A 25,904-nucleotide genomic window follows, 5' to 3' on the forward strand; every position below is an offset into this window, starting at 1 on the left:
TTTTATAGGTCTTCGAATATCCTTAATATCTCCCTATTCCAACCTGCCGGGCCAATTCCATCGGCATAAACAAGATTTGGAAGCTGAATCCTTTTATCATAATCTCCCGTTTTTTTCCGGACAATAACGGGAACATCTACCGCGGCTAACATAGGCAGATCTATATGGCTGTCGCCAATGCCAATTGTGCGTATTTGATCATGATAATGATCGCAATACATATTGATTAGCATTCTTACTGCTTTCCCTTTGTCGGTATTTAAGCTAAAAATGTGATGAAAACGTCCTCCTTCCATAAAATTAAAACCCAAAGCATTAAATATTTTTTTGATTTTGTTAATATTTTCATGACCACTTTCTATAAAAATTGGTTCAGAATAAAGACGCTGTTTCGCTCGTATCGCGGAAGAAATATCGATTCCCGTAATAGCCGAAATTTTCCCGGGCGTTAAATCGGAAAAACCTGTTATGGCAATACCGCAAGATTCCCTTATCTTGTGTAATGCAGCTACAATTTCCTTATAGGGGGTTCCAAGCCTGACTATGCTATAGTTCCCGTTTTTTTTATCAATGACAGATTTGAAATATCCGTCCGGTATAATAATAGCACCGCCATTTTCAGGGATAAAAGGGTCTTTATTGTCCAGTTTTTCACGATATACCTCAATCTCGGCCTGTGTTTTACTCGTACAGATTACTACAGGAATGTTACGCGCACGAACCAACGCCAGGGCCTCTTTTGCCTTTTCGAAGGAATAGGTGGTATGGTCTAACAACGTTCCGTCCAGATCAGTTATTATGATATACTTCATGGTTGATTTGTCTCCGTCTTTCCAAAAGACTTTTTCATGTAAAAATAGCTGAACCCTGCGACCAGAAGCAAAATAAATACAGAAGCTGCAGCTCCCTGTCCGAAATCGCCTTTATAAAAGAAAAGTCTGTAAGAATATACCGATAACGTTTCAGTAGCTCCTCCTGGCCCGCCGCCTGTCAAAACATAAACAAGATCAAATATCCTTAAGGTGTCAATTGCACGGAACAAAACGGCCACCCCCAATATGGGTAGTATTAATGGAAGCGTTATGTATCTGAAAGACTGCCAACTGTTTGCCCCATCAATTATGGAAGCCTTGTATATTTCACGCGGTATGGCAGAAAGGCCCGCCCATACAATTATAGCTACAAACGGAGACGTCTTCCAGACATCTGCCATCACCAGGGATAAAAAAGCGACAAATGAATTTCCGAGCCAATTAATTCTGCCAATTTCAATAATTCCTAAAAGATAATTCAAAATGCCAAGGTTGTAATCCAGCATCCATTGCCACATTCTGGCCGTTACTACAGTCGGTATTATCCAGGGTATTAATATAAAAATTCTCAAAAACCCTTTTTTTTCAGAAATAAGATTGAGCATAAGCCCAAAACATAAACCTACTATTGCCTCAAGAGATATCGAAACAAAGGTGAAAAGAAGGGTAAAAAAAAGAGCATGCCAAAAGCGTGAATACGATACTAAAACTTTGTAATTATGAAAACCATTAAATGTTTCGTCAGGCAGTATTGTTTTTGAGTTTTTGAAAGAAAGCACAAGCGTATCAATGAACGGGAATAGACTAAACAGCGCCACTAATACTAATCCTGGGATTAAGCAGAAATAGGGGAATCTATTCCTTTGCAAAATCATCCTTAATCCTTTCTATTTTATCCTGCATGATCTGCAATGCCTCCTGAATTTCCATTTGACGGGATAATACCTTGCTGAGATATTTCTGCAAGACGTCGCTAATCCATTGATAATACGGGACATTTGGCCGCATTTGTATATTTTCAAGCGACTGTTCTACTATTGGGAGGAAGGGCAATTTTTCAATCAACTCCGCATCTTTATACAAGGAACTTCTCGTGGGCGCCCACGATACATTTTCTGCCAGTCTTTTCTGAACTTTGGCGGAGGTTAAAAATTCAATTAATTTCCATGCCTGTGCTTTTTTCCCGGAGTTTGCATTTATTGCCAGATGCCATCCTCCACATACGGAAGCAAACGATCCATCGGGAAACTTTGGTAACAGGGCAACACCTACTTTGTCTTTCAGTGTTATGTCTTCCTGGCATAAATCCCACACATATGTCCAATTCCGCAAAAAAAGTCCCTTACCCTGTTGGAACAAATGCCTTGAAGATTCCTCCATTAGCTCGCTATAAGTATTTTGTGGAGAGATTTTATATTTCCAGATTAAATCATGCATAAGCTGGAGGGCTGTTTTGTTTTGTGCAGAATCTATCACAGTATTTCCGGTATCATCAATTATTTGACCATTGTTACTGCCAATAAATTCTATAAAATTGCAAACCAAACCCTCATACTGCTTGCCCTGCCATAAATATCCGTAAACATCCTCCTTTCCTGAAATCTTTTCACATACTGCCACAAACTGATCCCAGTCAACAGGCAGAGGAAGATGATATTTTTCCAGTAAATCTTTCCTATAATAGAGAAGTCCTATATTAATATTCCAGGGAATTGCATAAAGGGTATTATTGTAAACATTCGTTTTTTCCGTTACAGGAATGAACGCACCTCGTTCTTTGCTGTTAATATAGGCATTCAGAGGCTCAATCCAATGTGCTGATGCGAACTCAGGGATCCAAATGGTATCGATTCGCATAACATCTACATACTTGGTTCCGGCGTCTAAAGTGGAGAGATAATAGTGGTGTTGTTGATCTGAGGGGGAGGGAAGGGCATTTAATTTTACTTTTATTCCATGATTTTCTTTTTCATACGCAGCAATTATTTCTCTGATAAAGGAAATTTCTTTTGTACCTGCGCCAACACTAAAAACAATTTCATCAGTTTTTTCCTGTTTTAAAAATGTATAAACAATCCAAGTCCCTAACAAAAAATATACTGATAATACGGCAATTAGTCTTATATTGAATTTCAACTGAAATCTCTGTGTTTACCTATAGACATAGTAGTTTTATCTTTGGTCTTCTCTCTTGGTGATACTTGTCCGTTCCAACATTTTGAAAATTTAAACATTTGTTTATTGGAGAAAAGAGGCGTTTTTATCCTTAAATTACCATTACAGCGACATTTTTATTTCAGAATTGCAGCAATTTTTTGGAAAGAAACAACCCTGTCAGAGTTAATATCCTGCCGGTTTTCGTGCAGAACGTAAGAATAAAATGTCACAGAGGTACTACCTACTATGCCCGGCAGGACTAACAACCTCTCTCGCCTCCCGATTCCATGCTTTATGTTTTTTAACTAATTCATCCAATTCTTTTACGTTTAAAATATTTTGTTGCAGGAAATATTCGCCGAAAGGACGCTGAAGCCTCCGCTGTCTTCCCAGAAGTGCCAAATACTGAAAATGTGTTATAAAACCGTTCCGGCATGCGTATTCAGCGAATTTTTCACGATGGTTTCTTGTTGTCAAGATGTTTCGTATATCTTCAGTCGTTAAAATATTCCAATCTCTTGCAAGCTGCCCGATAAGCGGTCTTTGCTTCCTCTGCCAAAAAATAGCGGATAGCAATGTCCTCCACGAAATAGCGCCTGAATAATACATATATTGACCAATCAGTAGTTTCCGCTTTGGAATGCTGCCTTTGTAAAAAAATTCTGTAACATTGTTTTGCTTTTTAGAATGTGCCGTATGCCTTACGGTCTTTTGTACATCCTCCCTTTGTTTTGTTGTTTTGTTTCCGGCGATAAGCACGTTCGCACTTTGGCTCTTTATGAAAAGATTTAGTCTTTCATACGCCAGAACTATCTCTTTAAAATGCTGTATCATATCGGATTCTAACCTTCCCAGCATTTTAGCCCTGTCCGGGTGGGTTTCCAGCACCTTCTTCCTGTAAACCATCCTGAGTTCGGAAGGCAACATGTTTTGCAAGAAACTGGTGATATTTACAATGTCAGGGCCAAATAACAAACGGCAATCATTGAGAAGTTTTGTTCCGGATATAATATCTGGCATTATTTCCCCTTTATCATATTATCACTGCTTGGTATACAGGAAATAAAAAACATACAGGATTTTGTCGTTACAATAAAAGAATTTTTTTGCCTTGTCAAGCCATAAAACATTTTACTTCATATGGCCAGGCACTATTAAATTGCAGGAACGCGTGCGTCTCTACTTTTTGGTTGCGGCCTTGCTGCGCTATGCATTATGCCTTTGACGTCCGACAATTATTCCAGAGCTTCGGAAGGGAAAGATATGCTTCGTATCCCTTTATCTTCCGGTCGTTTTTTCCATTCCTCTTTTGCGGCAGAAATTGTTGCCCCTCGGCTTCTAACCGGTTAATTATTCTGTACAGTGTCGGTAGCGAGATGATAATGTTCTCCTCCTTCAGCAAGTCCTGTATCTCTTTTTTACCGGCTCGAAAATAAGACTACAAAAAATAGCTCAAACACAGGTACCGCAATATGATATGGCTATAAAACCATTTTCATAGTTTCTGGGTGTTGCAAATGCAAAATGATGAAGGAAGACTTATTTTGTCATTACAATTGCATCAGCTTGTCATTGCAAGGGGTCTCAGCTTGTCATTGCGAGGGCTTTTTCCGAAGCAATCAGTATACTACGAGATATTTCGTAACGTAAGAAACGCCATATCGCGGGAGAAGCAAATTAAGGGTGGCTCAAGGGCTAAAAAAATAGAATTAATTAATGAATACAGGATGGAAGGGTCTCTATGACGGTTTATGAGATTGCTTCGGAAAAAGCTCTCGCAATGACAAGCTGAGACCTTTTGGATGGCCATATATATTTGAACCGGTACAGAAACAGAAATGCCAGATGTTTCCAACTCGAAAGTAAGACTAGAAAAAATAGTTTAAGTACATATATTACAACATGATATGGTTATAAAATCATTTTCATCGTTTCTGGGTGTTGCAAATGCAACATGATGACTGTTTACAAAATATATTTCGAGTAATACTTTTATCCTGTCAGTTGTTTCTCTGGGTATCTATAAGCACCTTTTCTGCTTTGGCCTGCGGGATTTTTTCATCCTCAAGGGAAGAGGGGTCGCCCGGACGATAACGCTTCTTCCTCCGGTAAAACGTATCGGGAGAAATACCAAAATGCCTGCACGTTTTTCTCGCATTTGTCCCGCATTTTTCGTAATACTCAAACCATGCATGTCTTTTTTTGGGCTTCTTCTGACATTTCTATGCTTTTTCTAAAACCCCTGTTTTCCTCGGTCTGGCAAAACATCTGACCATACCGGAGTTTATAATGTATAGGCTTAATGCACACAAAGAGAAAATAATTTGACTTATTTCTTCAAATATACTAGATTAATCCCCTAATTTCCTGTCAAATAAATACTTATTTACTTCCTTTACCGTTAATATCGAATAGCATTTTGCCGGCATTGTCTATGAAATCCTGTACTGCCAGTAAATCCGAAATAACGAACCTGCTTGCCCCATTAAGAAAATGTTTAGGGGAAAAAAACGTCCTTATTGCCCTTGAAGACCGGATATGCTATGCATACGACGGCTCAAAACAAAAATACCTTCCCGATATTGTTGTGCGGCCGCAGACGACGCAACACGTTGTGGAAGCGGTGCGGCTCGCAAATGAACATGAAATTCCGGTTTATCCGCGTGGAGCCGGCTCAGGACTTACCGGCGGCGCGGTTCCTGTCTTTGGCGGCATGGTATTAGACTTTGCCCAAATGAACCGTATCCTGGAAATCGTTCCGGAAGACCTTGTTGCCACCGTAGAACCCGGCGTTGTTACACAAACATTACAAACAGAAGCTGCCAAATATAATCTTTTTTATCCCCCTGACCCTGCAAGTGCAGCATTCTCTACTATCGGGGGTAATGTGGCGGAATGCGCTGGTGGGATCACCGGTTTAAAATACGGCGTAACAAGGGATTACATCCTTGCACTGGAAGTGGTTCTTGCCGACGGAAGTGTTATTAATACCGGACGCAAAACGCTTAAGAGCGTTACCGGATATGATATCACCCGGCTCCTTGTTGGTTCTGAGGGTACGCTTGGTATTTTTACAAGAATCACAGTAAAACTGATTCCATTGCCGGAAAAAATTGAAACGCTTCTCGTTTTTTTCCCTACGCCAAAAGACGCCGTGGAATCAGCAAGTACCATCATCTCTCACAATATTCTGCCCCGTGCACTTGAATTTATTGACAAATCAAGCATCGATTGCATCAAAGGATACCGGCAGGAAATCGAATTGCCGGAAGATGCAAACGCAATCCTTATCATAGATATTGACGGGGAAGAAAAAAGCGTTCAAAAAGGAATTGCACGGGTAAAAACGTTTGTTTCAGAACACCGCGCAATTAAGATTATCGCCGCAAGTGATGCGAAAGAGCGCAATGACCTCTGGGAGGTTCGGCGCATTCTTTCGCCCGCTCTTTATAAAATCGCACCGTATAAAATCAATGAGGACATTTGTGTTCCCCGAAGCCGGATATTAGAAATACTTCACGCTATTAACGACACGAACTCCCGTTACCCTCGCCTGAAGGCTGCAAATTTCGGACATATCGGGGATGGCAATATCCATGTAAATGTTATGTATGAGGAAGAAGGGGACCGTCCGTTTGCGGAAAAAATGATTGATGAAATTATCCGCAGCACTATCAGGTTAGGTGGAACCATTTCCGGAGAACACGGCATTGGAAATGTAAAATCAAAATTCCTGCCGCTTGAAATAGCGCCGCAGGAATTGCAGATTATGAAAGATATCAAACGCTTGTTTGACCCAAAAGGAATATTAAATCCGGGCAAATTTTTTTAATAATTACACTGCCCATTCCCGGTCTCCGGTTTAGGACCTCTGATTTCTGTACATATTTAGATTAATTTGGCGTTTTACGTTAGCGCTTATGGGGCGAAGCTACCTGCTATACTAAACTGATTCACTACTTATAAACACTTCGGGTTGAGCAGTGTCTTCCATTTTATATATGTTTTCATTTTTTGTTTAGAGAAGGAGTCTTTTTTTTTATGGTATTATCAAGAGTTGCGCGAGAGATACAAGCATCAGCCACCCTTGCCATTACCGCCAAGGCAAAACAATTGGCCGCTGAAGGCAAAGATGTAATTGGTTTTGGCGCCGGAGAACCGGATTTTGACACGCCGGAAAATATTAAAAACGCTGCCATAAAAGCTATTAAAAACGGCTTTACCAAATATACCCCCACTTCCGGTGTGCCAAAATTAAAAGAGGCGATCTGTGAAAAACTTTTTAACGACAACCACCTGAAATACGCCTCATCACAAATTCTTGTTTCCGCAGGGGCAAAACAATCTATTTGCAATATAGCACTCGTTCTATGCGATACCGGAGACGAAGCAATCATACCCTCCCCTTATTGGGTTAGTTATCCGGAAATGGTGACATTGGCAGGGGCAAAGCCCGTTTTCCTGGAAACGACTGACAAAGATAGTTTTAAGATTACGAAGGAATCCCTGGCGAAGGTTATTACGCCCAAATCGAAACTACTTTTTTTGAACAGCCCTTCCAACCCTACCGGCATGGTTTATACAGAAGAGGAATTGCGGGAAATAGTTATGTTTGCCGTTGAAAAGGGACTATATGTAATTTCCGATGAAATCTATGAAAAAATTCTTTATGATGGTGCTGCGCATTTCAGCCCGGCGGCGATTAATGACGACTGCTATAATAAAGTTGTAACGGTAAATGGGTTTTCAAAAGTCTATTCAATGACCGGCTGGCGTCTGGGCTATGCCGCGGGACCTGAAAAAATAATTAAAGCGGCAACCAATATTCAGGATCATACCACTTCCGGTGCAAATTCTATTACCCAGCTTGCAGGACTTGAAGCCCTTCGTGGCAGTCAGGAGTCGGTAACCGTCATGGTGAAAGAATTTGACCGGCGCAGGAAATATATCGTAGAAAGACTTAATACCATAAAAGGCATTTCCTGCTTATTGCCGCAAGGGGCTTTTTATGCCTTCCCCAATGTATCCCGTCTTTGTGAAAACCTCTCCTTAAAAGGTTCTTTTGATCTCGTCTCTCTCCTGCTAGAAAAGGCACACATTGCATTTGTTCCCGGTGCTCCTTTCGGTGCTGACGCACACATAAGGATTTCATATGCAACGTCAATGGAGAATATTGAAAAAGGGATGGATAGGTTTGAGAAATTCCTAAATACCTAAACCGGGACAAACAGAACCAAACAAGCACGAAAACAGTCCTCGGTCCTCAATAGGCAATCGGCCGACCGCCGACTGTAGGAGTGTCAACAACAAATAGTAAAGGCCTTTGGTGTTTTAGCAATAAGTGTGAAGCTGAGTGTAAAGCGGCTAAGAGAACATGGTCCGAAGGGATTTTTTCGTCAGGCAGTGCGAACAATGTCCGCCCACCTGCTTACACCTGAGGTAAGAGAAAAGGTATAAAAGCGACTGGACAGAGGGCAGGGTGTTTCTGAAACAGGCAAGAAATTAAATATCAATTCAAGTACGATTCACAAAGCAATCCAAAGCAGACAGTTAGAGAAAAAAAACGGCAGAAGGCTTTCGGGGGCAAAGAAACAAAAGTGAACGTGCGGTGATCTATAGTCGTGCCGGTATGGGTATTGGATGTATGCTGGAATAAGCGTAAGCCGCAGGATAAATAGCATGCGAGCGGGTATGGAAAAGAATCTAAGGCTTAAAATGACTTTTGATATGCTGAAATCACGAACCAAGAGGTGATACAGACCTACTGCGCCTACTCATTCGCAGGTGTTCGTCAAATAAATATCCCTATCGATCCGTACTCCGGCAGTCGGACAAACATTAACACACTCCTCGCAACCATCGCAGTGAGTCTCGCCTAAAGGAATATTTATCATGGGAGTAATGCGTGTTGAAAATCCCCTTCCCGCATCGCCCAATATATAGCATTTTTTAACTTCATCGCAGGCCCTCACACAAGCATTGCAATTTATACACTTATGTATTTCCATCTTTATTTTTTCATGGGAATAATCGGTTTTGTAAGTTCTTCTCTCACCTACATATAAGTTCTGATCAGCCTGGTATTTCTGAGAATGCTTCTTTAACGAACAAATGTCCACTACATTACATCCACATTCCAGGCATCTATTCGCCTCATTTGTCATCTCATCTCTGGTAAAACTACATTCGACTTCTTCAAAATTGCCAAGGCGTTTTTCAACCGGCAGCAAATCGATTTCTTTTCTTGTAACAGGTTTAAAAGATTCAAACATTTCAGCGGGCAAAGTATCCAGGTCGCCCGGATAGGAACTGAAGCGGATTTTTTCTCCCACCACCTCTTCCCCGTTAAGAAATTGATTTATTGACTGTGCGGCCTTTCTTGCATCTGCAACTGCACGAACGGCAAGATCAGGCCCTTTGTAACAATCTCCGGCAACAAAAATTCTTGGGTCTGCAACTGTTTGGTAGCTGTTTCCTTTTGTATCGAACATGCCCCATTTATTCACCGCCTTGTTTTTAACAAAAGAAAAGTCCGTTTTCTGGCCAATGGCCATAATAATCGAATCTGCCTCAATTGCAAATTCACTGCCTTCTAAGGTGACGGGGCGCCTTCTTCCGCTCTCATCGGGTTCACTCAGTTCCATCTTTACGCAGATTATTTTAAGGCCTTTGCCAGATTTTTCTATTTTTATGGGATTGGTTAATACCTGAATATCCACCCCCTCGTCATAGGCATCCCGGACTTCGGCATGATGGGCGGGCATTTCTTTTTCTGTACGCCGATACACAATAGTTGCTTTTGCTCCCAACCTCACAGAAGCCCTTGCGGCGTCCATTGCTGTGCTTCCTCCCCCAGCAACAACCACACGCCTTCCAATATTTACAGGTTCATATTTAGCAAGTTTTTCCAGCAAATCTATGCCAGAAAAAACTCCTGGCAAATCCTCTCCTTCTATATTCATATACGATGCCCTGGAAGCCCCCACAGCCAGGAGGATTGCGTCAGAATCCTGCATGATTTTTTCAAAATCAATATCCTTCCCTACCTCCGTATTATAATGAATAGTGACGTCTAGCTGGTTTATTATGGCGTCTCCTTCCAAATCCATAACTTTTTCTGGAAGCCTGTAGTATGGGATTCCGTAACGTAACATTCCTCCATGTTTCGGATGGCGTTCGTAGATAGTTACTTCATGCCCTTGTAATCTGAGATAGTATGCTGCGGAAAGACCGGCAGGTCCCGCCCCTATAATCGTTACCTTTTTGCCTGAAGATTTTTGAGGTGTTTTCGGCAAAAAGGGGCCGCCTTCTTTTTCTTCCATTTCAGAAATATAGCGCTTTTGAATGCCAATTAATATCGGTTTATCCACTTTTTGACGGCGGCAAACTTCCTCGCATGGCCTTGGACAAACACGTCCCAAAACATTTGGGAAAGGTGCCTTTTCCCGAATAAGATTCGCCGCTTCTTTATACAGCCCCCTTGCTTCTAAAAAAAGGAAACCTTGTATATTGATATTAGCAGGACAGCCTTTTTGGTTGCATGGCGCATAACAATCGCCAAAATGATCTGAAAGGAGTAAATCCAGCGCAGCCTTCCGTGATGCCCGGACCTTTTCGTTTTCCAGTTCCACCACCATGCCATTTTCCAATTTAGTGGAACAAGATGGCACCATACCCCCACGACCGCTTTTCTGCTCTACCGTACAAACCCAACAACTTCCGTAATGCGATATTTTATCATTATGGCAAAGAGTCGGGATTTCCACCCCCAGCGATTTCGCCGCATCATATATGGTCATACCAGTATCAAACTGGTAATCCTTTCCATCGATAGTAACGTTGACTTTGTTTGACATAATTATCCTTTTAAAATAGCGTCAAATTTGCAGACTTCATAACACATCCCACACTTAATACAGATTTTCTGATCAATATGGTGAACCTTTTTCGTCTCTCCGGTTATAGCGTCTACCGGACAGTTTTTATAGCATAAGTGGCAACCAGTACATGCCTCCTCAATAACCGAAAATTTGATGAGTTCTTTACATACGCCAGCCCTGCATTTATTTTCTTTAATATGTTCTACATATTCATCTTTAAAATATTTGAGTGTGGTCATAATAGGATTAGGGGCTGTTTTTCCCAATCCGCACAGTGAAAGATCTTTGACTTTTTCTGAAAGGCTCTCTAGTTCATCCAAATCAGCCATACCCCCTCTGCCTTCTGTTATCTTTTCCAGTATCTCAAGCAACCTTTTAGTTCCAATACGGCAGAAGGTACATTTACCGCATGACTCGTTTTGCGTAAAAGTAAGGAAAAATTTAGCGACATCCACAATACAGGTATCATCATCCATAACTACCATACCGCCGGATCCCATAATTGCACCTGTTACAGAGATACTTTCATAATCTACCGGCGTATCAAGCAACCTTTCCGGAACACAACCACCTGAAGGCCCGCCTAATTGAACTGCTTTAAAAGGTTTACCTGAAGATGTCCCCCCACCAATGGTGTATATGATATCTCGTAAAGGAGTTCCCATATCAACCTCAATAAGTCCACCTCTGGCAATTTTTCCCGCCAGTGAAAAAACCTTCGTTCCCTTGCTTTTTTCCGTTCCGTATGAGGCATATATTTTCGCGCCATTATTGATAATCCATGGTACTGAAGCCAGTGTTTCAACATTATTTATATTCGTAGGATACCCCCACAATCCTGATCCTGCAGGAAAAGGTGGTTTTAATCTTGGATGTCCGCGTTCGCCCTCTATAGAGGCAATCAGCGCTGTTTCTTCTCCACAAACAAAGGCGCCTGCACCTTCTTTAATCTTTAAGTGAAAAGAAAATTCACTATTTAATATATTGTGACCTAAAAGGTTTTTTTCTGTTGCCTGACTAATGGCTAATTTTAACCGCTTTATCGCCAGAGGATACTCGGCGCGAACATACACATAACCATGTTCTGCACCAATTGCATATCCACCAATTATCAATCCCTCAATTACCTTGTGTGGGTCGCCTTCCAAAACTGCCCTGTCCATAAATGCGCCGGGATCACCCTCGTCTGCATTGCAGATCATGTATTTTTTTTCTCCGGTGCTATTTCTGGCAAATTGCCATTTAAGACCTGTTGGAAATCCAGCACCGCCCCTGCCCCTTAATCCGGAAGTCTTTATCTCCTCGATAACCTGTTGCGGAGACATAGTTCCCAAAACTTTTTTAACTGCCTCATAGCCGCCTTTTTTAATATAGGGCGCAATATCGTCAGGATCGATAATACCGCAGTTTTCTAAAACAATCTTATGCTGTTTCTGCCGAAAATCTTCTCTTCTGTCTGGCTTACTTGAATCTTCGATGATGAATTTTTCATCAATTGCGCCCTGATTAAGGAGGGGATCCAATATCTTGTCTAAATCTTTTTTATGAACGTTTCCCATCATCAGATGGTTGCCATCGGGATAAAAAACTTCCAGGATTGGTTCTTTAAAACACATTCCATTGCATGATGTGTGGCTTAAAGAAACATCGGGATTGTTTTCAATTTTTGAGGCTAATTCTCCATAGAGATCCTTAGCCCCTGCTGCTATGCCACAACTTCCTAAACCAATTACAAATCTTATGTGCTGATTATTCTTTTCCATATTTCTTTAGCGTCCCCCGCACTTTTGCTGATGAAAATCCACCAAATACATCTTCATTAATCATAATTACAGGGGCAAGAGAGCAACACCCTAGACAAGCCACCGTTTCCATGGAAAACGCTCCATCTTCCGTTGTTTGGTCAATATCAATGCCCAGTTGGTCTTTCATCGCTACAATGGTAATATCAGCGCCTTTCACATGGCAGGCGGTGCCTTTGCACACTTTAATGGCATTTCTCCCTTTGGGGGTTAATTTAAACTGTGCATAAAACGTGGCTACGCCATAGAGATGGGATTTTGTTATCTCCGACTCCTCACAAACCTGATCTAAAACATCAAGAGGAAGGTATCCATACTCTTCCTGAATCGACTGTAAAATGGGAATAGAAGCTTCTTTTGTATTGCCGCAGATTTCTAAATATTTTTTAACATTGGATTGGGACATTTTTGCACCATTATGCCTTTACAGGATGACAGGGAAGTTTGGTTTTGATCGATAAACTCTATTATTAAATCACAAAATTATAGAATTACAAGTGTTTTAAATTGTCTTGACAATTATGTCCCAATGTATTGACATTAATTGTTATCTTGATATAATTAAAAAGTTTTAGGATAGCGCAAACAAAATAATTCATCTTACCTATCTCCAATTCAATGGTACATTTTATTCCACAAGAAAAGATTGCGGAAATTCAGTTTGCCGCAGACATAGTTCAGATCATTTCAGAATACATTCAGTTAAAGCAAAGCGGAAAGGCGTTTATTGGCTTGTGTCCTTTCCATTCAGAAAAAACACCTTCTTTTTTTGTTAACCCGGATAAGAAACTTTTCAAGTGTTTTGGGTGTGGGGAAGGTGGTACCGTTTTTCAATTTGTCATGAAACAGGAAGGGATGGATTTTGTGGAGGCCGTGAAACTGGTAGCCTCAAAATCACGTGTCGACCTTACCCAAATATATGCGAAAGAAACGTCCCTTTCATCTTCAAAAAAGACGCATCTGTACGAAACAACCAGGTTTGCCGCAACCTTCTATCAGAAGATGTTGCTTGATGCAATGAAGGGGAAAAAGGCCAGAGACTATTTGTTGAAACGGAAGATAAATGACCACTCCATCAAAAACTTTTGCATTGGTTATGCTCCGGCAGAATGGGATTCGTTAGTAAAAATGTGCAAAGGGGGCAATGTTTCGATGTACCAGTTGCAACAGGCAGGATTAATTATACAAAAAAAGGAGCGCGATTCTTACTATGACCGTTTTCGGGACAGACTGATATTTCCAATACTGGATATAAGAAAGCAGGTGGTGGGTTTTGGAGGGCGGGCGCTGGATGATTCCCTCCCAAAATATTTAAACTCCCCGGAGACGGTTCTTTTTAACAAGAGTAATATATTGTACGGCATTGATATTGCGAAAAGTGCCATCTTAAAAAAACAAAAAGTAATTCTCATGGAAGGGTACACCGATGTAATAATGGCGCATCAGCATGGGATAGAATGGGCTGTGGCGGTTCTTGGGACTGCTATCTCAAAACAACATCTCAGGAGTTTGAGACAATATTGCAGTCGGGTAATACTCCTTTTAGACGCAGACAGTGCCGGCCAAAAATCTTCGGACAGAAACCTGGATATCTTTATCGAAGAAGAATTTGATGTAAAAATTGCCCAATTGCCGAAGGGATATGACCCATGTGATTTTTTGCTGGCGGAAGGTCCCGAAAAGTTCTTATCATATATTGATAGTGCAAAGGACTTTTTTCACTTTAAAATAGAATTTGCCGCAACTAAATGGGACATGTCCACCGTACATGGCAAGGCAAATGCTCTTAACAATGTGCTTGCTACAGCCATGAAGACGCCTGATGCTATAAAACGCAACCTGCTTATCAAATTAATTTCAGAAGAAATGTCTATCGATGAAGCAGCCTTGTGGTCACATATAAAAAATGTTAAAAGGCCTCTTTCTGTTCCTGCCAACAACAATAACCAGAAAACAAAGCAGAGGCTGGATGCTTCTTCTATGGCTGAACGGGAAATTTTATATTTGATGTTATCTTGCAACAGCCTTATACCACGGATAATAAACGAAAAGATTCCGGAAGAGTTTGATAACAAAGATTTCCTTGAGATAGCGGGAAGAATAGTAGAAATATATCAGAAAAACAAGGCCGTCAAAGAAGAAGATGTACTGCATTCAATTGGCGAAGCGCGGCTGAATAAGTTGCTGGTTGACATTGTTACCACCCGGGAATTTCAAGACATGACCGATTACAGAGATAGATTGGAGGCATGTATTCTTTTCTTCAAAAGACGAAACAGAAGAAAGGATATTCATATTACAAAGAAAAAGATGCTGGAAACTGCACGGTCTTCTCATAAAGAAGAAGATATTGTTATGCTGCTGGAAGAATATCATAAAAAGAGCAGAAATATTCACGCGTTAAAAAATAAACCCTAGTATCTCGTTTCTGTAAAATGCATACACCAAACAATGTCATTGCAAAGAGTGGTACGGCGAAGCAATCTCTTGTTTCTCAAAAGACTTAAGAGTGCTTTCATGGCGCTTGCAATGAGGGTATGGGTAAACATTTTGCCGAAGCGATATACGAGCGTCATTTTTAATTGCATTAAAATTATGAAATAAAGTTTAAGTGGGCAGGCTAAATGAATATTTCCCCGCTTTATTTTATAGGATGAGATGAATAGTATAGGGAGGTCTAATCTCTGAATGGAAAACTTGAATCAAAAAATCAAACTACTTACGCAAAAGGGTAAAGAAAAAGGGTATTTAACCTACGAAGAACTCAACGATATGTTGCCTGATGATGCAGAGATTCCACCAGGAAAAATAGACGATATATTGATGATGCTGGACGAACTGGGAATCGATCTGATTGACGAGGCGGATATTGAAGGTCGTGAAGTTGTTGATTCTGAAGAAGCAGAACATTATTCGGAAAGCGAATTCGGATTTGGCGAGGTTTCCACTGTTACGGAGAAGATAGATGATCCCGTTCGGATGTATTTAACCCAGATGGGAGAGATTCCACTTCTTACGCGGGATGAGGAAATCATGCTTGCAAAAAAAATAGAGATTACACGTCGTGGGTTTTTGAAAAAGGTTTTGCATTCTGACCTTTCTTTGCAGACCTGTTTGAAGATAGTTGAGGATGTAAACAATGGGGAGCTTTCCTTTGACCGTACGCTAAAAGTTGACGCAATGGTGGAAAATTACAAAGATGACATTCTGGAGGAGTTTCCCAGAAGCGCAAAATATTTACGGTCAATTATTCAAAAAAATAAGGAAGATTATCAACGGCTGAAACGAAAACAAACACCGGAGAAAGAAAAAATAAAGCTGTTAAGAACGATCCGGAATAGAAGACGGAAGGGCATCCGCCGTCTCGAAGAAATTAATATTCGAACAAAAAGAATACAACCGATGATGAAGCGACTCCAGGAGATCGCGCTCGAAATGGAGCAGCTTGAACAACAGATTGGAGAGAAAAATGGCCGCTCAAAAGCTAATAATCATTATAAGGAATTAGAGGAACAATATCTGGCTCTGGAGAATACCGTTTTAGAGACGGGCGAACGTTTGAAACGGCGCCTGCTTTCTATCGAAAGTATTTACAAGGAACATGAGTCAGCAAAAAGAAAGCTTTCAGGGGCAAATCTTAGATTGGTGGTGAGCATTGCGAAAAAATACAGGAATCGCGGCCTGAGTTTTCTCGATCTTATTCAGGAGGGAAACACAGGGCTTATGCGTGCAGTGGACAAGTATGAATACCGGCGCGGATATAAATTCAGCACCTATGCAACGTGGTGGATACGGCAGGCCATTACCCGCTCCATTGCGGATCAGGCGAGAACTATCCGCATTCCTGTACATATGATCGAGACCATGAGCAAGATACGTAATATTTCAAAAAAACTGTTACAGGATAAAGGACGGGAACCTACAATAGAAGAGATTGCACGAGAGGTAAAGATTTCCGTGCCAGAGGCGAGAAGGGTACTGAAAATATCCCGGCATCAGATTTCGCTGGACCGTCCCGTTGGCGAGAGCGAAGACAGTTCTTTCGGAGATTTTATTGAAGATGAAAAGGCAGAATCGCCGGTTGCCGCGGCAACACAGGAAATGCTAAAAGACAAGATTGAATCGGTGCTGGAAACGCTGACATACCGTGAGAGGGAGATTATAAAACTTCGTTATGGCATAGGGGATGGTTATACATATACACTGGAAGAAGTTGGAAAGATTTTTAAGGTAACAAGAGAAAGAGTGCGGCAAATAGAGGCAAAAGCGGTGAGGAAATTACAGCATCCGATCAGAAGCAGAAAGCTGGAAGGGTTTTTGGATGGCATTGGCAGTACTATTTAAAATGTGATTTAGTAAATCCAATATGGACTATTCATAAAAGTGATGGGAAATCAATGAGTGAAAAAATAGAGACGCTTCGCAGATTACAATCAATAGATAGCAAGCTGAAAAGGTTGGAAGGCGATAAGCTATACAGAGCCCATGATATAGAGAAAAAGAAGGGCGAAATTAAAAAAAAGAGGGACGAGCTGGCAGATATTGTGCGGGATATAAAGAATTATCAAAAGAACATTGGCATGAAAGAACTCGAACTGAAAACGAAAGAGGGAGAAATTGATAAATTAAACGTACAGATGAATCAGGCAAAAACGAATAAAGAATTCAGTGCGTTTAAGACGGAGATCGGGGGGAAGGAAGCGGATAAATCTCTCATAGAAGACGCCATACTTGGAATGATAACAAAGCTTGAGGAAATGCAGCAACGGCAAAGCACGTTTGAAAAAGAAATTGAGCATGAAGAAGTTCTTTTAATAGAACTTCAAAAGAAGGTAGAAACTGATATGAAAGCAATGGATGCAGAAATTGTAGCGCTCAAAGAAAAACGGAATAAATTCGCAGCGCTCCTCGATAATAATACATTGCAACAATATGACAGATTGACAAACAATAAGGACGGCATTGCTGTAGTGGGTGTCGTAAATAAGGTATGCCAGAGTTGTTTCATGTCCGTTACCTCTCAAACAATCAACCTGCTTATGTCGAATAAAGATATCACGTACTGCCACAGTTGCGGCCGCATTTTATATTTGGATGACGGCAGCAATGATCGGGAAGAATTATAAAAAAGTATAAAAGTAGACGAGGTGATCGCCGGTTATAATGAATCTTCGGATTTATTATTGGACGGGAGGAAAGTCCGAGCTCCATAGGGCGCAGTGCTCCGTAACGCGGAGTCCCGGCGACGGGAAGGAAAGTGCAACAGAAAATATACCGTCTCATCTTTTTTTCGATGGGATAAGGGTGAAATGGCGGGGCCGAAAGGCTTAATGTAAGAGCCCACCGCTCCGGCGGCGACGTTGGAGGCATGGCAAACCCCACTGGGAGAAAGGCCAAATAGGGAGGGATGAAGCTGCCCGCTTCGCTATACCTTCGGGTAGGCCGTTAGATCTCGCTGGCAACAACGAGGCTAGATGAATGATCACCCACGACAAGACTCGGCTTATTGTCTACTTTTACCAATAAATCCCCTGCGGCGTGAAACTGCCGCAGGGGATTTATATTGTTGTGATGTAAAAACCTCTTTTTTGCATATCCTTACCAACATTTTTCATATTCTGGCAAGGTATGTTGATGTATTCAAAATGTTCATGGGTTTATTTTTATAGATGCATGTATACCACCGATGTTTATGTTGTCATCCTCTCCTTATTGCGATATTCTTTCCGATTAAATACTCTTTTACTTCCCGCATAGAAATTTCTCTGTAATGAAATATCGATGCCGCCAGGGCAGCATCCGCCTTTCCCACGGTGAAGACATCATAAAAATGTTCTCGTTTTCCGGCGCCACCAGATGCAATAATCGGTATGTTTACTGATTCCGAGATCGTTTTGTTCAACTCAATGCCGTATCCGTCTTTCGTACCGTCATGATCCATACTGGTAAGAAGTATCTCTCCCGCACCCCTCTCCTCCATTTCAATTGCCCAGCGAACGGCATCTAATCCGGTTGGCGTTCTGCCGCCATTGATATATACCTCCCATTTTACGTTATTTGGTACCTGCTTAACGTCTATGGCAACCACGATGCACTGCCTTCCAAATCTTCTGGAAGCTTCCGTGACAAATTCAGGATTTTTTACCGCAGCGGTGTTAATTGAAACCTTGTCAGCGCCTGCATTTAATAACCGGCGAATATCCTCAATGTTTCTAATCCCTCCCCCTACAGTAAAGGGAATAAATACCTGTTCTGCCGTCTTTCGGACAACATCCAGAATAATATCCCTTTTCTCATGAGACGCAGTAATGTCAAGAAAGGTTAATTCGTCAGCGCCTTCTTTATCATATAAAGAGGCTATTTCTACCGGGTCGCCTGCATCCTTCAGGTTTACAAAATTTGTTCCTTTCACGACACGCCCGTCTTTGACGTCAAGGCAAGGTATGATTCTTTTCGCAAGCATATTTATTTAATTGTCCCTATTCATAATAGGAAGGGAAGTAGTAATTGTTTTTTGAGGGTTAACAATGTTGGAGCACATGAAAATGATCTGACGGGAAAAAGATTAAAAATCCTTTTCTGGACTGCTTGCATTTGCGTAAAGTTTTTTAGGGATACGGCCGGCAAGATAGGCAAAACGACCCGCTTCGCAGGCCAATTTCATGGCTATTGCCATCTTCACAGGATCTTTTGCATGGGCAATGCCTGTATTCAACAGCACGCCTTCACAGCCAAGCTCCATCGCCATTGCAACATCTGATGCAGTACCAACACCTGCGTCAACAATGATGGGGATTTTGGCGGATTCAAGAATAATCCTTATATTGTTTCTGTTAAGGATGCCCTGTCCTGACCCAATAGGAGAACCTGCAGGCATAACGCAGGTAGCTCCGGCATCTTCCAGTTTTTTCGCAACAATAGGATCGTCAGAAGTGTATACCAGTACGGTAAAACCTTCATTGACCAATACCTTTGTTGCTTTCAGTGTATCTATAGGATCAGGCAAAAGCGTTCTCTCGTCGCCGAGAACTTCCAGCTTAATCATGTCGGATAGCCCTGTTTCACGGGCAAGGTGTGCAACCCTGATTGCTTCATCGGCAGAATAACATCCTGCCGTGTTGGGCAAAATTGTGTATTTATTTGTATCAATGTAATCAAACAGGGATTCCGATTCGTTGATTTTTGCTCTTCTGACAGCAACTGTAATCACTTCAGCGCCGCTAGCCTCTAAAGCCTTTGCCATTATATCAAGAGTGGGGTATTTCCCAGTGCCAACGAAAAGCCTGGATGTAAATTTACGACTGCCGATCGTTAACCTTTTATCCATGTTCCCTCTTTTTTTTGTATTAACCGCCGCCTACAAAAGTAACCACTTCCAGCACATCTGTATCTTTTACTATTCGGGAAGAATGCTCCTTGCGCGGGATAATTTGTGCATTTAACTCTACCGCAGTGCGATGCTTATCAATAGTATACAACTCCAGCAGTTTTTCGATAGTAGTCCCCGCAGGACATTCTTTTATTTCACCGTTTAAGGTAATTCTCATTCTTTCTTCCTGGCCGCAGATGTCTTTTTTATCCATCACAAATTCTCCTCCCACCCCGCTATAAAATGGGGAGTTTCCTATAACACTACAATAAATTCTCAGGCAAAAATGTTAATGTATATAAAAATGAAATGCAAGTGAAAAGAACGGCCTGAAAAGAAGTTTTGCAAAGGGTTTGACAATAAGTTGCAACTGTTTTAAAATCCGGTTTGTTCATTATTTTAAAAATACCATATATGAAAAATGAAACCTTCCGACACGACCCTACGTAAAGACGAAATCGTCAAAATAATCAATCAGCATAAACGTTTCTATATTACCACGCATGTCCGTGCAGATGGAGATGCGCTGGGTTCAGAAATAGCCCTTTTTTATGTCCTTAGACAATTGAATAAATCTGTTTACATTGTGAACGAATCTATCGTTCCCAATATTTATAAATGGATCGCCCCTACCTCCGGAATGTATATTTATCCGGATATTCCTTCAGAAAAACCAGAAGTAGTTTTCTGTCTGGATTGTCCTACGCTTGCCAGAATTGGAAAGATTGCTGATTTCGTGCCAAAAGACGCCGCCATAATAAACATCGATCACCACATATCAAATGAGCTTTTTGGTGACATCAACTGGGTGCTTGAAGATATGAGTTCCACAGGAGAAATGATATTATCCCTTATTAAAGAAATGGATATTACCATTACCCCTGATATTGCCACGGCGATATATATTGCTATTGTGACCGATACCGGAAGATTCACCCATAGCAATACGACTCCGGCTGTCTTTCTGGCGGTGGCATTTCTTCTGGAGCATGGGGCAAGACATGCGGAAATATCTAAAAATGTTTACAACACAAATTCCTTTCGCTTATTGCAATTGTACGCGCAAGCGCTTAATACAATAGAACTGCATTTGGATAATAAGGTTGCTACCGTATTCCTTACAAAAGAAATGCTGGAAGAAGCAAAGGTTGATCCTATCGATACACACGAATTTGCGGATATCCCCGTTTCAATAGATGGGGTTTCTGTGGGGATATTATTCCGCGATGTGACGTCATCTCATTTTGTCAAAGTAAGTATGCGGAGCAGAAACGGTTTTAATGTAAACAAGATTGCAATGAAATTTGGCGGAGGGGGGCACAAATACGCTTCAGGCTGTGAAATAGAAGGAAGCATTAAAGATGCGCAGCGATTAATACTCGGGGAAATTAAAAAAGCTTTACAGGAAGGCTCTTATTAGAATCAATGCATTTGCCGGATTTAAAAACCGAATTAGCAGGTATCATAAAAGACCTCAAAGCGAGACTGGCATTTGAAGAAACATTCGGGGTAGAGGTAATTTCCCTTAACGCACAAAACAATCGGGTAAGATCCACCACAACAATTACACAGAAAAATGATATGCCAAAAACTTCTGCACCCCAAACAGAATCGAACGATAAAAAACCCTTAACGACACGCCCAAAAGAAGGCAAGGCAAAATTGCTGGAAGAACTCAAAAACGAAACGCTGGTTTGTCACAAATGTCCTCTCGGCGAAACGAGGACAAATCTGGTGTTTGGCGCAGGAAACCCCATGGCCAGTCTCATGTTTGTTGGCGAGGCGCCAGGGCGTGATGAAGATCTTCAGGGAGAACCATTTGTTGGCAGGGCAGGCCAGCTCCTTACAAAAATAATAGAAGCAATCGATATGAAACGCAGTGATGTTTATATTGCAAATATATTGAAATGCCGGCCTCCGGGTAATCGCAACCCGCTTACTGATGAAATTGCCCTGTGTATCCCCGTGCTTACGAAACAAATTGATATAATAAAACCTAAAGTATTGTGTGCCATGGGTACTTTTGCTGCCCAGACGTTACTTAACACAAAAGAACCTATCGGTTTCCTTCGCGGTAAATTCCATGATTATAAAGGCATTCCCACCATGGCTACTTTTCACCCGGCATATCTCCTGAGAAATCCTGGCGAAAAAGCAAAGGTTTGGGAAGATATGAAAAAGATTCGGGATCTTTTAAAAGAATTGAATAATAAGTAAGTCGATAATGAGATAAAACAAAATACCGTTTTATTGTCCCACAAAATCGTGAAAAACATCTTCCAACTCTGTAATAGTTCACCACAGAGGGCGCCGGGAACGCTGATAAAACAAATAAAATGGTGGAAATTAGCATAATTTTCTGTTTTTATCCTCTAATAAATAACCTCTGTGATCATTCGACTGAAGAAAAGAGGAAAAGAAAGAGTCGCACCTTGATTAGTGATTAGTATGTATGGTATTCATCATTACTGCCAGATAATCACAGATCAAGGTGTGACTTCATGCCTGCTTTATAAATGAAACAAGCCGCAGGGACATTGTTTGTCCCTGCGGCTTGTTTGTGGTATTTGATTCTTTGTCGAGGCTTTTGCGCGGTCGTCTGCTACCCTTGGTGTTTTTGGCTTACCAGTAATTGTATTATAGTGTCTATCCTTTGGTTAAGCTGCCCTATATCGTTTCTCAGACTTCCTATTTCGCCTCTCAGACTTCCGATCTCACCTCTCAGACTTTCTGTCTCGCCCTTGATCTCGCCTCTCAGACTTCCGATCTCACCTCTCAGACTTTCTGTCTCGCCCTTGATTTCGTTTCGCAACTGCCCCATTTCACTTCTTATGCTGCTTATATCGGTATCTATCTTTTGGACAAGATACCTGAAATCATCTTCCTGTCTCTTTCGTACTTCCTCTATTTTTGCCAGTATCTCTACTGTCCGCTCGTCAACTACCTGGTATATTAACTCTAGTGTTACTTTTTTTATAGCTGATGCGAAGAATCCCTTCACCATAGGAATAACCCTCCTGTGAGAACAAAGTATTATGTGTTTTACAATCCTGCACATGTTAACAATCCCGAGGGAAATATACAATAATTATTCCCTATACGCCGTTCCGGTTCCAGCCAGACGCTCCATTAGCTCTCTGAATTGCCGCCCAAGCTCTAGCTGGTAGGCTGGAGGCCATTAGCCTCCAACCCCCACTCGTCGCCAGATACTTTGGACAACGTGACAAAGCATCCTTTTTAAACCATACGTCTTTCTCGTAGTCAGCGACCCCGAAGTGTTGCTCTATAACAGAGAAAAGTCAAACATCATGCTTTAGCACACGCCTTAAGAAATTCTCTTTCGAATGAGAGTAACCCCATTTTAAAGAATCGGTGAACAGGGAAACGCTTGTTGTCTGTTCTCCATTTTCTTGAGAACTTGAAACATCTCAGTCTCATGCGTACCCAACAGTCTAATGAGCGATATACCTTTTGTACATTGCCCAGCCGAAAATAGTTGACATGCCCACGAATTACGGGGTTTAATGTATCAACGATGGCTTGCAGATTGACGCCCTGTGTACGTCTGGTGATGTCTCTGATGTTGTTCCTTCGGCAGGCTCAGGACAGGCTCTTGAGTTTGTTCAGTGATTTCGTGCTTATACCCTTATACTTGCCCTTGAAATCGTATCCGAGAAACCTGAAACCTCTTTTGAAGTTGGTGAGCTTGGTTTTATCCTCGCTCAGCTTCATTCCAAGTTTCCCTGCAATGATTTCTTTGACATAGCTGAGGGCGGCTGGGAGTTCATCTTTTGTTTTAGTCATGACAACGAAATCATCGGCGTATCGGACAAACTTATATCCAGCCTTTTCAAGTTCCTTGTCGATGATGTTACCGATAAGGTTTGCAAGCAAAGGGGAAATTACACCTCCTTGCGGAGTGCCTTTGTTTGTCTCATGCACGATGCCGTCCTCCATGACCCCTGCCTTGAGCATGTTCTCAATACTGTTCAAAACCCATCCATCAGCAATTTTCTCACGTAAGGAGTCCATAATAAGCTTATGGGGTATGGTGTCATAGAATGCCATTATATCGGCATCAAGGACGCTGGTATACCCTTCCTGCTTATACTGTTCAAGCCGTTTGATAGCATCGTGACAGCATCGTGACAGCATCTGTCAGGGCGAAATCCAAAGCTGTTATCTGAGAATCCTTTCTCAAATATTGGCTCTATGATTTGCCTGAACGCCTGCTGTACAATCCTGTCCTTAACAATGGGAATGCCAAGAGGTCTCTTGTCATGCCTGCCTTTGGGGATGTATACCCGCAGGACAGGCGCAGGGTTGTATATGGCAGTCTTGAGTTCCTGATGGATACTCATGATATTCACATCAAGATTGGACTCAAATTGCTTAATACTTACCCTGTCAAGACCAGCTTTGCCTTTATTCTTCTTTACGTGTTTGAAAGCAGCATAAAGGTTTTTCAGACTAAACACCTTGTCTCTTAATGAATGATACTTAAGCATCTCTCGATATATTCCTTTCGATTGATTACGGATAATAGATTTGTCAATCGTGTTTCCTGGGTACGGATTCTCCCAAACATAGGCAAAACAAGAGAGGCTCTTGTTACTGCTTACCTACGCAAAAGAGTTTCTTTTCTCATTGAACGTATTCAATCTGCCACTTTCATCAATTCCACTACGGTTATGCCCCTTTCATTTCCGATTCACACCGGAAACTATTATGAGCAATGCTGACGACTTCAAAGATAGACTTGTGAGAGAAGCTTGTCTATCACCATCTCATACAGCTCGGACTTCGGAATTTCCTTATACCTTGCTGTTAGGGAATTTTGCCCAAGGCGTAAGTCCTCCCCCGGTCATATGGATTACCCCTTTTCCCTTCGTGATGTATGTTCAAACGCATTAACCAGAGATGGTTTTACTTAATCTGTTTATCCATCTCCAACAAAGGACATTGTCAGTGCTTCGCTGAGAAATGGCAGTTGGCACGGAATAACACGCCACACTCATACACCCCAAAAGGTCGTCTGTACCTCGTAACTCCGTCATACCCCTCACGGGTATATGCTATCTTTCTACGCATACGGATTGCTCCATTGTGTGCGCATAGGCACAAACTTCTCTACGAGGATTAGGCTCGCAGAGGTGGTATTTTCAACCACTCAGGTATTCCATACTTCAAGGCACACATGAGCTCAGGGACAACCTCTTTTTCGAGGTTTCGGATTATATCAGAGGCGGACTTAACCGCCTCTCTTATGTCCTCGGTGTTGAAGTCTTTATGTACCTCTTTGATTTCAACATCTTGTTCGTGGGTAACAGGCAATGCCTGGCACGAAAGTGATGTTGCCGCTATTATTACCCCTATAATAGCGAATAATAACCAGTATTTTATTTGATACTCCCCATGTCTGAAGACAGAGGAATTATAGGGACACTTCCCTTATTTCCCCACCAGATCAAGCAGAAAATATGGGATGTATCTCTGATTTTCCCGTTTTGTTAGGTCCGCCAATGATAATACTTTCTAACATTACTCTTTTAGTTTTTTCAATTTTTTGTATCTAACAAATTATTCCTTAAATTATACCGTTAAACGCAGTAATAAATTACAGATGTTGCAAGAAATATTGGAAGTGTCCCCTAATTCCAAAGAAGCTGTGTTTGTTTGCATTTCCATGAATTTGAGTACTCTCGTAAATATACCTTGCTGGTTTACAAAATGTGAAATGTAGAGCGAAGAGACTCTTCGCTCTACAACTACAGTCTTTGAGAAATCACAATTTGTGAACCCGTAAGGTATATCAAAAACGTTTTTGGGAGGAAGCTAAGAGGTCTTCCATTAGAATATTCTTACCCGCTTATTTGACTCCTTT

The 25,904-nt window shown here is 41.4% G+C and carries 23 protein-coding genes, 1 other RNA gene and 1 pseudogene; 9 read left to right on the forward strand and 16 right to left on the reverse strand.

Annotation, left to right across the window (positions count from 1 at the left end; translation table 11 throughout):
- Positions 1-2: 2 nt before the first annotated feature.
- From KSMBR1_RS11900 to KSMBR1_RS11920, 5 genes are all read right to left on the reverse strand, one after another.
- Positions 3-812: an HAD-IIB family hydrolase gene (locus KSMBR1_RS11900; RefSeq protein WP_099325526.1), complete on the reverse strand. Its 810-nt coding sequence runs from the start codon at positions 810-812 to the stop codon at positions 3-5.
- Complete coding sequence (locus KSMBR1_RS11905; RefSeq protein WP_230405708.1) at positions 809-1,630, reverse strand: carbohydrate ABC transporter permease; 822 nt, start codon at positions 1,628-1,630, stop codon at positions 809-811. The genes KSMBR1_RS11900 and KSMBR1_RS11905 overlap by 4 nt, the downstream gene beginning before the upstream one ends.
- A gap of 37 nt (positions 1,631-1,667) precedes the next feature.
- On the reverse strand, positions 1,668-2,903 hold the full coding sequence (locus tag KSMBR1_RS11910) for an ABC transporter substrate-binding protein (protein ID WP_230405707.1): 1,236 nt from the start codon (positions 2,901-2,903) through the stop codon (positions 1,668-1,670).
- A 303-nt stretch (positions 2,904-3,206) separates the two neighbouring features.
- Positions 3,207-3,989, reverse strand: a complete 783-nt coding sequence (locus KSMBR1_RS11915; protein ID WP_099325529.1) for a J domain-containing protein — start codon at positions 3,987-3,989, stop codon at positions 3,207-3,209.
- Positions 3,990-4,182: 193 nt separating this feature from the next.
- Entirely contained in the window at positions 4,183-4,371 is a 189-nt protein-coding gene (locus KSMBR1_RS11920; RefSeq protein ID WP_099325530.1) for a hypothetical protein, read from the reverse strand.
- Positions 4,372-4,486: 115 nt separating this feature from the next.
- Between KSMBR1_RS11920 and KSMBR1_RS21045 the strand changes: the two genes are divergently transcribed.
- Positions 4,487-4,714 (forward strand): GIY-YIG nuclease family protein, encoded by a 228-nt coding sequence (locus KSMBR1_RS21045; protein WP_157820559.1) that lies wholly within the window; start codon positions 4,487-4,489, stop codon positions 4,712-4,714.
- 315 nt (positions 4,715-5,029) lie between these two features.
- Here KSMBR1_RS21045 and KSMBR1_RS23495 read toward each other — a convergent pair.
- Positions 5,030-5,173 (reverse strand): annotated as a pseudogene (locus KSMBR1_RS23495) (helix-turn-helix domain-containing protein); the annotation flags it as partial.
- A 230-nt stretch (positions 5,174-5,403) separates the two neighbouring features.
- On the opposite strand from KSMBR1_RS23495, the gene KSMBR1_RS11930 reads away from it, so the two are divergent.
- Together KSMBR1_RS11930 and KSMBR1_RS11935 are read left to right on the forward strand one after the other, a co-directional pair.
- On the forward strand, positions 5,404-6,801 hold the full coding sequence (locus KSMBR1_RS11930; protein ID WP_099325531.1) for an FAD-binding oxidoreductase: 1,398 nt from the start codon (positions 5,404-5,406) through the stop codon (positions 6,799-6,801).
- 209 nt (positions 6,802-7,010) lie between these two features.
- Positions 7,011-8,186: a pyridoxal phosphate-dependent aminotransferase gene (locus tag KSMBR1_RS11935; RefSeq protein WP_099325532.1), complete on the forward strand. Its 1,176-nt coding sequence runs from the start codon at positions 7,011-7,013 to the stop codon at positions 8,184-8,186.
- A 557-nt stretch (positions 8,187-8,743) separates the two neighbouring features.
- On the opposite strand, the gene KSMBR1_RS11940 is transcribed toward KSMBR1_RS11935, so the two are convergent.
- From KSMBR1_RS11940 to nuoE, 3 genes are read right to left on the reverse strand one after another with little or no spacing between them, the layout of a single operon-like run.
- On the reverse strand, positions 8,744-10,825 hold the full coding sequence (locus tag KSMBR1_RS11940; protein ID WP_099325533.1) for an FAD-dependent oxidoreductase: 2,082 nt from the start codon (positions 10,823-10,825) through the stop codon (positions 8,744-8,746).
- 2 nt (positions 10,826-10,827) lie between these two features.
- Positions 10,828-12,612, reverse strand: a complete 1,785-nt coding sequence (nuoF, locus tag KSMBR1_RS11945; protein WP_099325534.1) for an NADH-quinone oxidoreductase subunit NuoF — start codon at positions 12,610-12,612, stop codon at positions 10,828-10,830.
- Complete coding sequence (nuoE, locus tag KSMBR1_RS11950) at positions 12,599-13,057, reverse strand: NADH-quinone oxidoreductase subunit NuoE (protein WP_099325535.1); 459 nt, start codon at positions 13,055-13,057, stop codon at positions 12,599-12,601. The genes nuoF and nuoE overlap by 14 nt, the downstream gene beginning before the upstream one ends.
- 212 nt (positions 13,058-13,269) lie before the next feature.
- Between nuoE and dnaG the strand changes: the two genes are divergently transcribed.
- The 4 genes from dnaG (at position 13,270) to rnpB (ending at position 18,172) form a co-directional block, all read left to right on the forward strand.
- Positions 13,270-15,069 (forward strand): DNA primase, encoded by a 1,800-nt coding sequence (gene dnaG, locus KSMBR1_RS11955; RefSeq protein ID WP_099325536.1) that lies wholly within the window; start codon positions 13,270-13,272, stop codon positions 15,067-15,069.
- A gap of 270 nt (positions 15,070-15,339) precedes the next feature.
- Positions 15,340-16,995 carry an RNA polymerase sigma factor RpoD gene (gene rpoD, locus KSMBR1_RS22830; RefSeq protein WP_099325537.1) on the forward strand — a complete coding sequence of 552 codons (1,656 nt, stop codon included), beginning with the start codon at positions 15,340-15,342 and terminating at the stop codon, positions 16,993-16,995.
- A gap of 53 nt (positions 16,996-17,048) precedes the next feature.
- The gene (locus tag KSMBR1_RS11965) at positions 17,049-17,777 is read left to right on the forward strand and encodes a zinc ribbon domain-containing protein (RefSeq protein ID WP_099325538.1); all 729 of its coding nucleotides are present in this window, start codon (positions 17,049-17,051) and stop codon (positions 17,775-17,777) included.
- Positions 17,778-17,786: 9 nt separating this feature from the next.
- Positions 17,787-18,172: RNase P RNA component class A (rnpB, locus tag KSMBR1_RS11970), an RNA gene on the forward strand.
- 177 nt (positions 18,173-18,349) lie between these two features.
- Here the strand turns inward: rnpB and hisF are convergent.
- From hisF to thiS, 3 genes are all read right to left on the reverse strand, one after another.
- Positions 18,350-19,114 carry an imidazole glycerol phosphate synthase subunit HisF gene (hisF, locus tag KSMBR1_RS11975; RefSeq protein ID WP_099325539.1) on the reverse strand — a complete coding sequence of 255 codons (765 nt, stop codon included), beginning with the start codon at positions 19,112-19,114 and terminating at the stop codon, positions 18,350-18,352.
- 102 nt (positions 19,115-19,216) lie between these two features.
- Positions 19,217-19,978, reverse strand: coding sequence for a thiazole synthase (locus KSMBR1_RS11980; RefSeq protein WP_099325540.1), 762 nt, complete (start codon positions 19,976-19,978; stop codon positions 19,217-19,219).
- Between the two features lie 19 nt (positions 19,979-19,997).
- The gene (gene thiS, locus KSMBR1_RS11985) at positions 19,998-20,234 is read right to left on the reverse strand and encodes a sulfur carrier protein ThiS (protein WP_099325541.1); all 237 of its coding nucleotides are present in this window, start codon (positions 20,232-20,234) and stop codon (positions 19,998-20,000) included.
- Between the two features lie 207 nt (positions 20,235-20,441).
- Here thiS and KSMBR1_RS11990 point away from each other — a divergent pair, with 207 nt between their 5' ends.
- The gene (locus tag KSMBR1_RS11990) at positions 20,442-21,440 is read left to right on the forward strand and encodes a DHH family phosphoesterase (protein ID WP_099325542.1); all 999 of its coding nucleotides are present in this window, start codon (positions 20,442-20,444) and stop codon (positions 21,438-21,440) included.
- A gap of 11 nt (positions 21,441-21,451) precedes the next feature.
- Entirely contained in the window at positions 21,452-22,237 is a 786-nt protein-coding gene (locus tag KSMBR1_RS11995) for a uracil-DNA glycosylase (protein ID WP_197705187.1), read from the forward strand.
- Between the two features lie 385 nt (positions 22,238-22,622).
- Here KSMBR1_RS11995 and KSMBR1_RS12000 read toward each other — a convergent pair whose 3' ends face one another.
- From KSMBR1_RS12000 to KSMBR1_RS12015, 4 genes are all read right to left on the reverse strand, one after another.
- The gene (locus KSMBR1_RS12000; protein ID WP_099325543.1) at positions 22,623-23,024 is read right to left on the reverse strand and encodes a hypothetical protein; all 402 of its coding nucleotides are present in this window, start codon (positions 23,022-23,024) and stop codon (positions 22,623-22,625) included.
- A gap of 302 nt (positions 23,025-23,326) precedes the next feature.
- Positions 23,327-23,602, reverse strand: a complete 276-nt coding sequence (locus KSMBR1_RS23500; RefSeq protein ID WP_099323535.1) for a group II intron maturase-specific domain-containing protein — start codon at positions 23,600-23,602, stop codon at positions 23,327-23,329.
- 18 nt (positions 23,603-23,620) lie between these two features.
- A complete protein-coding gene (locus KSMBR1_RS12010; protein WP_099325544.1) occupies positions 23,621-24,175 on the reverse strand; it encodes a reverse transcriptase domain-containing protein in 555 nt (184 codons plus the stop codon).
- The gene (locus KSMBR1_RS12015) at positions 24,088-24,528 is read right to left on the reverse strand and encodes a reverse transcriptase family protein (RefSeq protein ID WP_099325545.1); all 441 of its coding nucleotides are present in this window, start codon (positions 24,526-24,528) and stop codon (positions 24,088-24,090) included. Before KSMBR1_RS12015 ends, KSMBR1_RS12010 begins: the two co-directional genes overlap by 88 nt.
- Between the last annotated feature and the right edge of the window lie 1,376 nt (positions 24,529-25,904).

The organism is Candidatus Kuenenia stuttgartiensis (genome assembly GCF_900232105.1).
GTDB classification, from domain to species: domain Bacteria; phylum Planctomycetota; class Brocadiia; order Brocadiales; family Brocadiaceae; genus Kuenenia; species Kuenenia stuttgartiensis_A.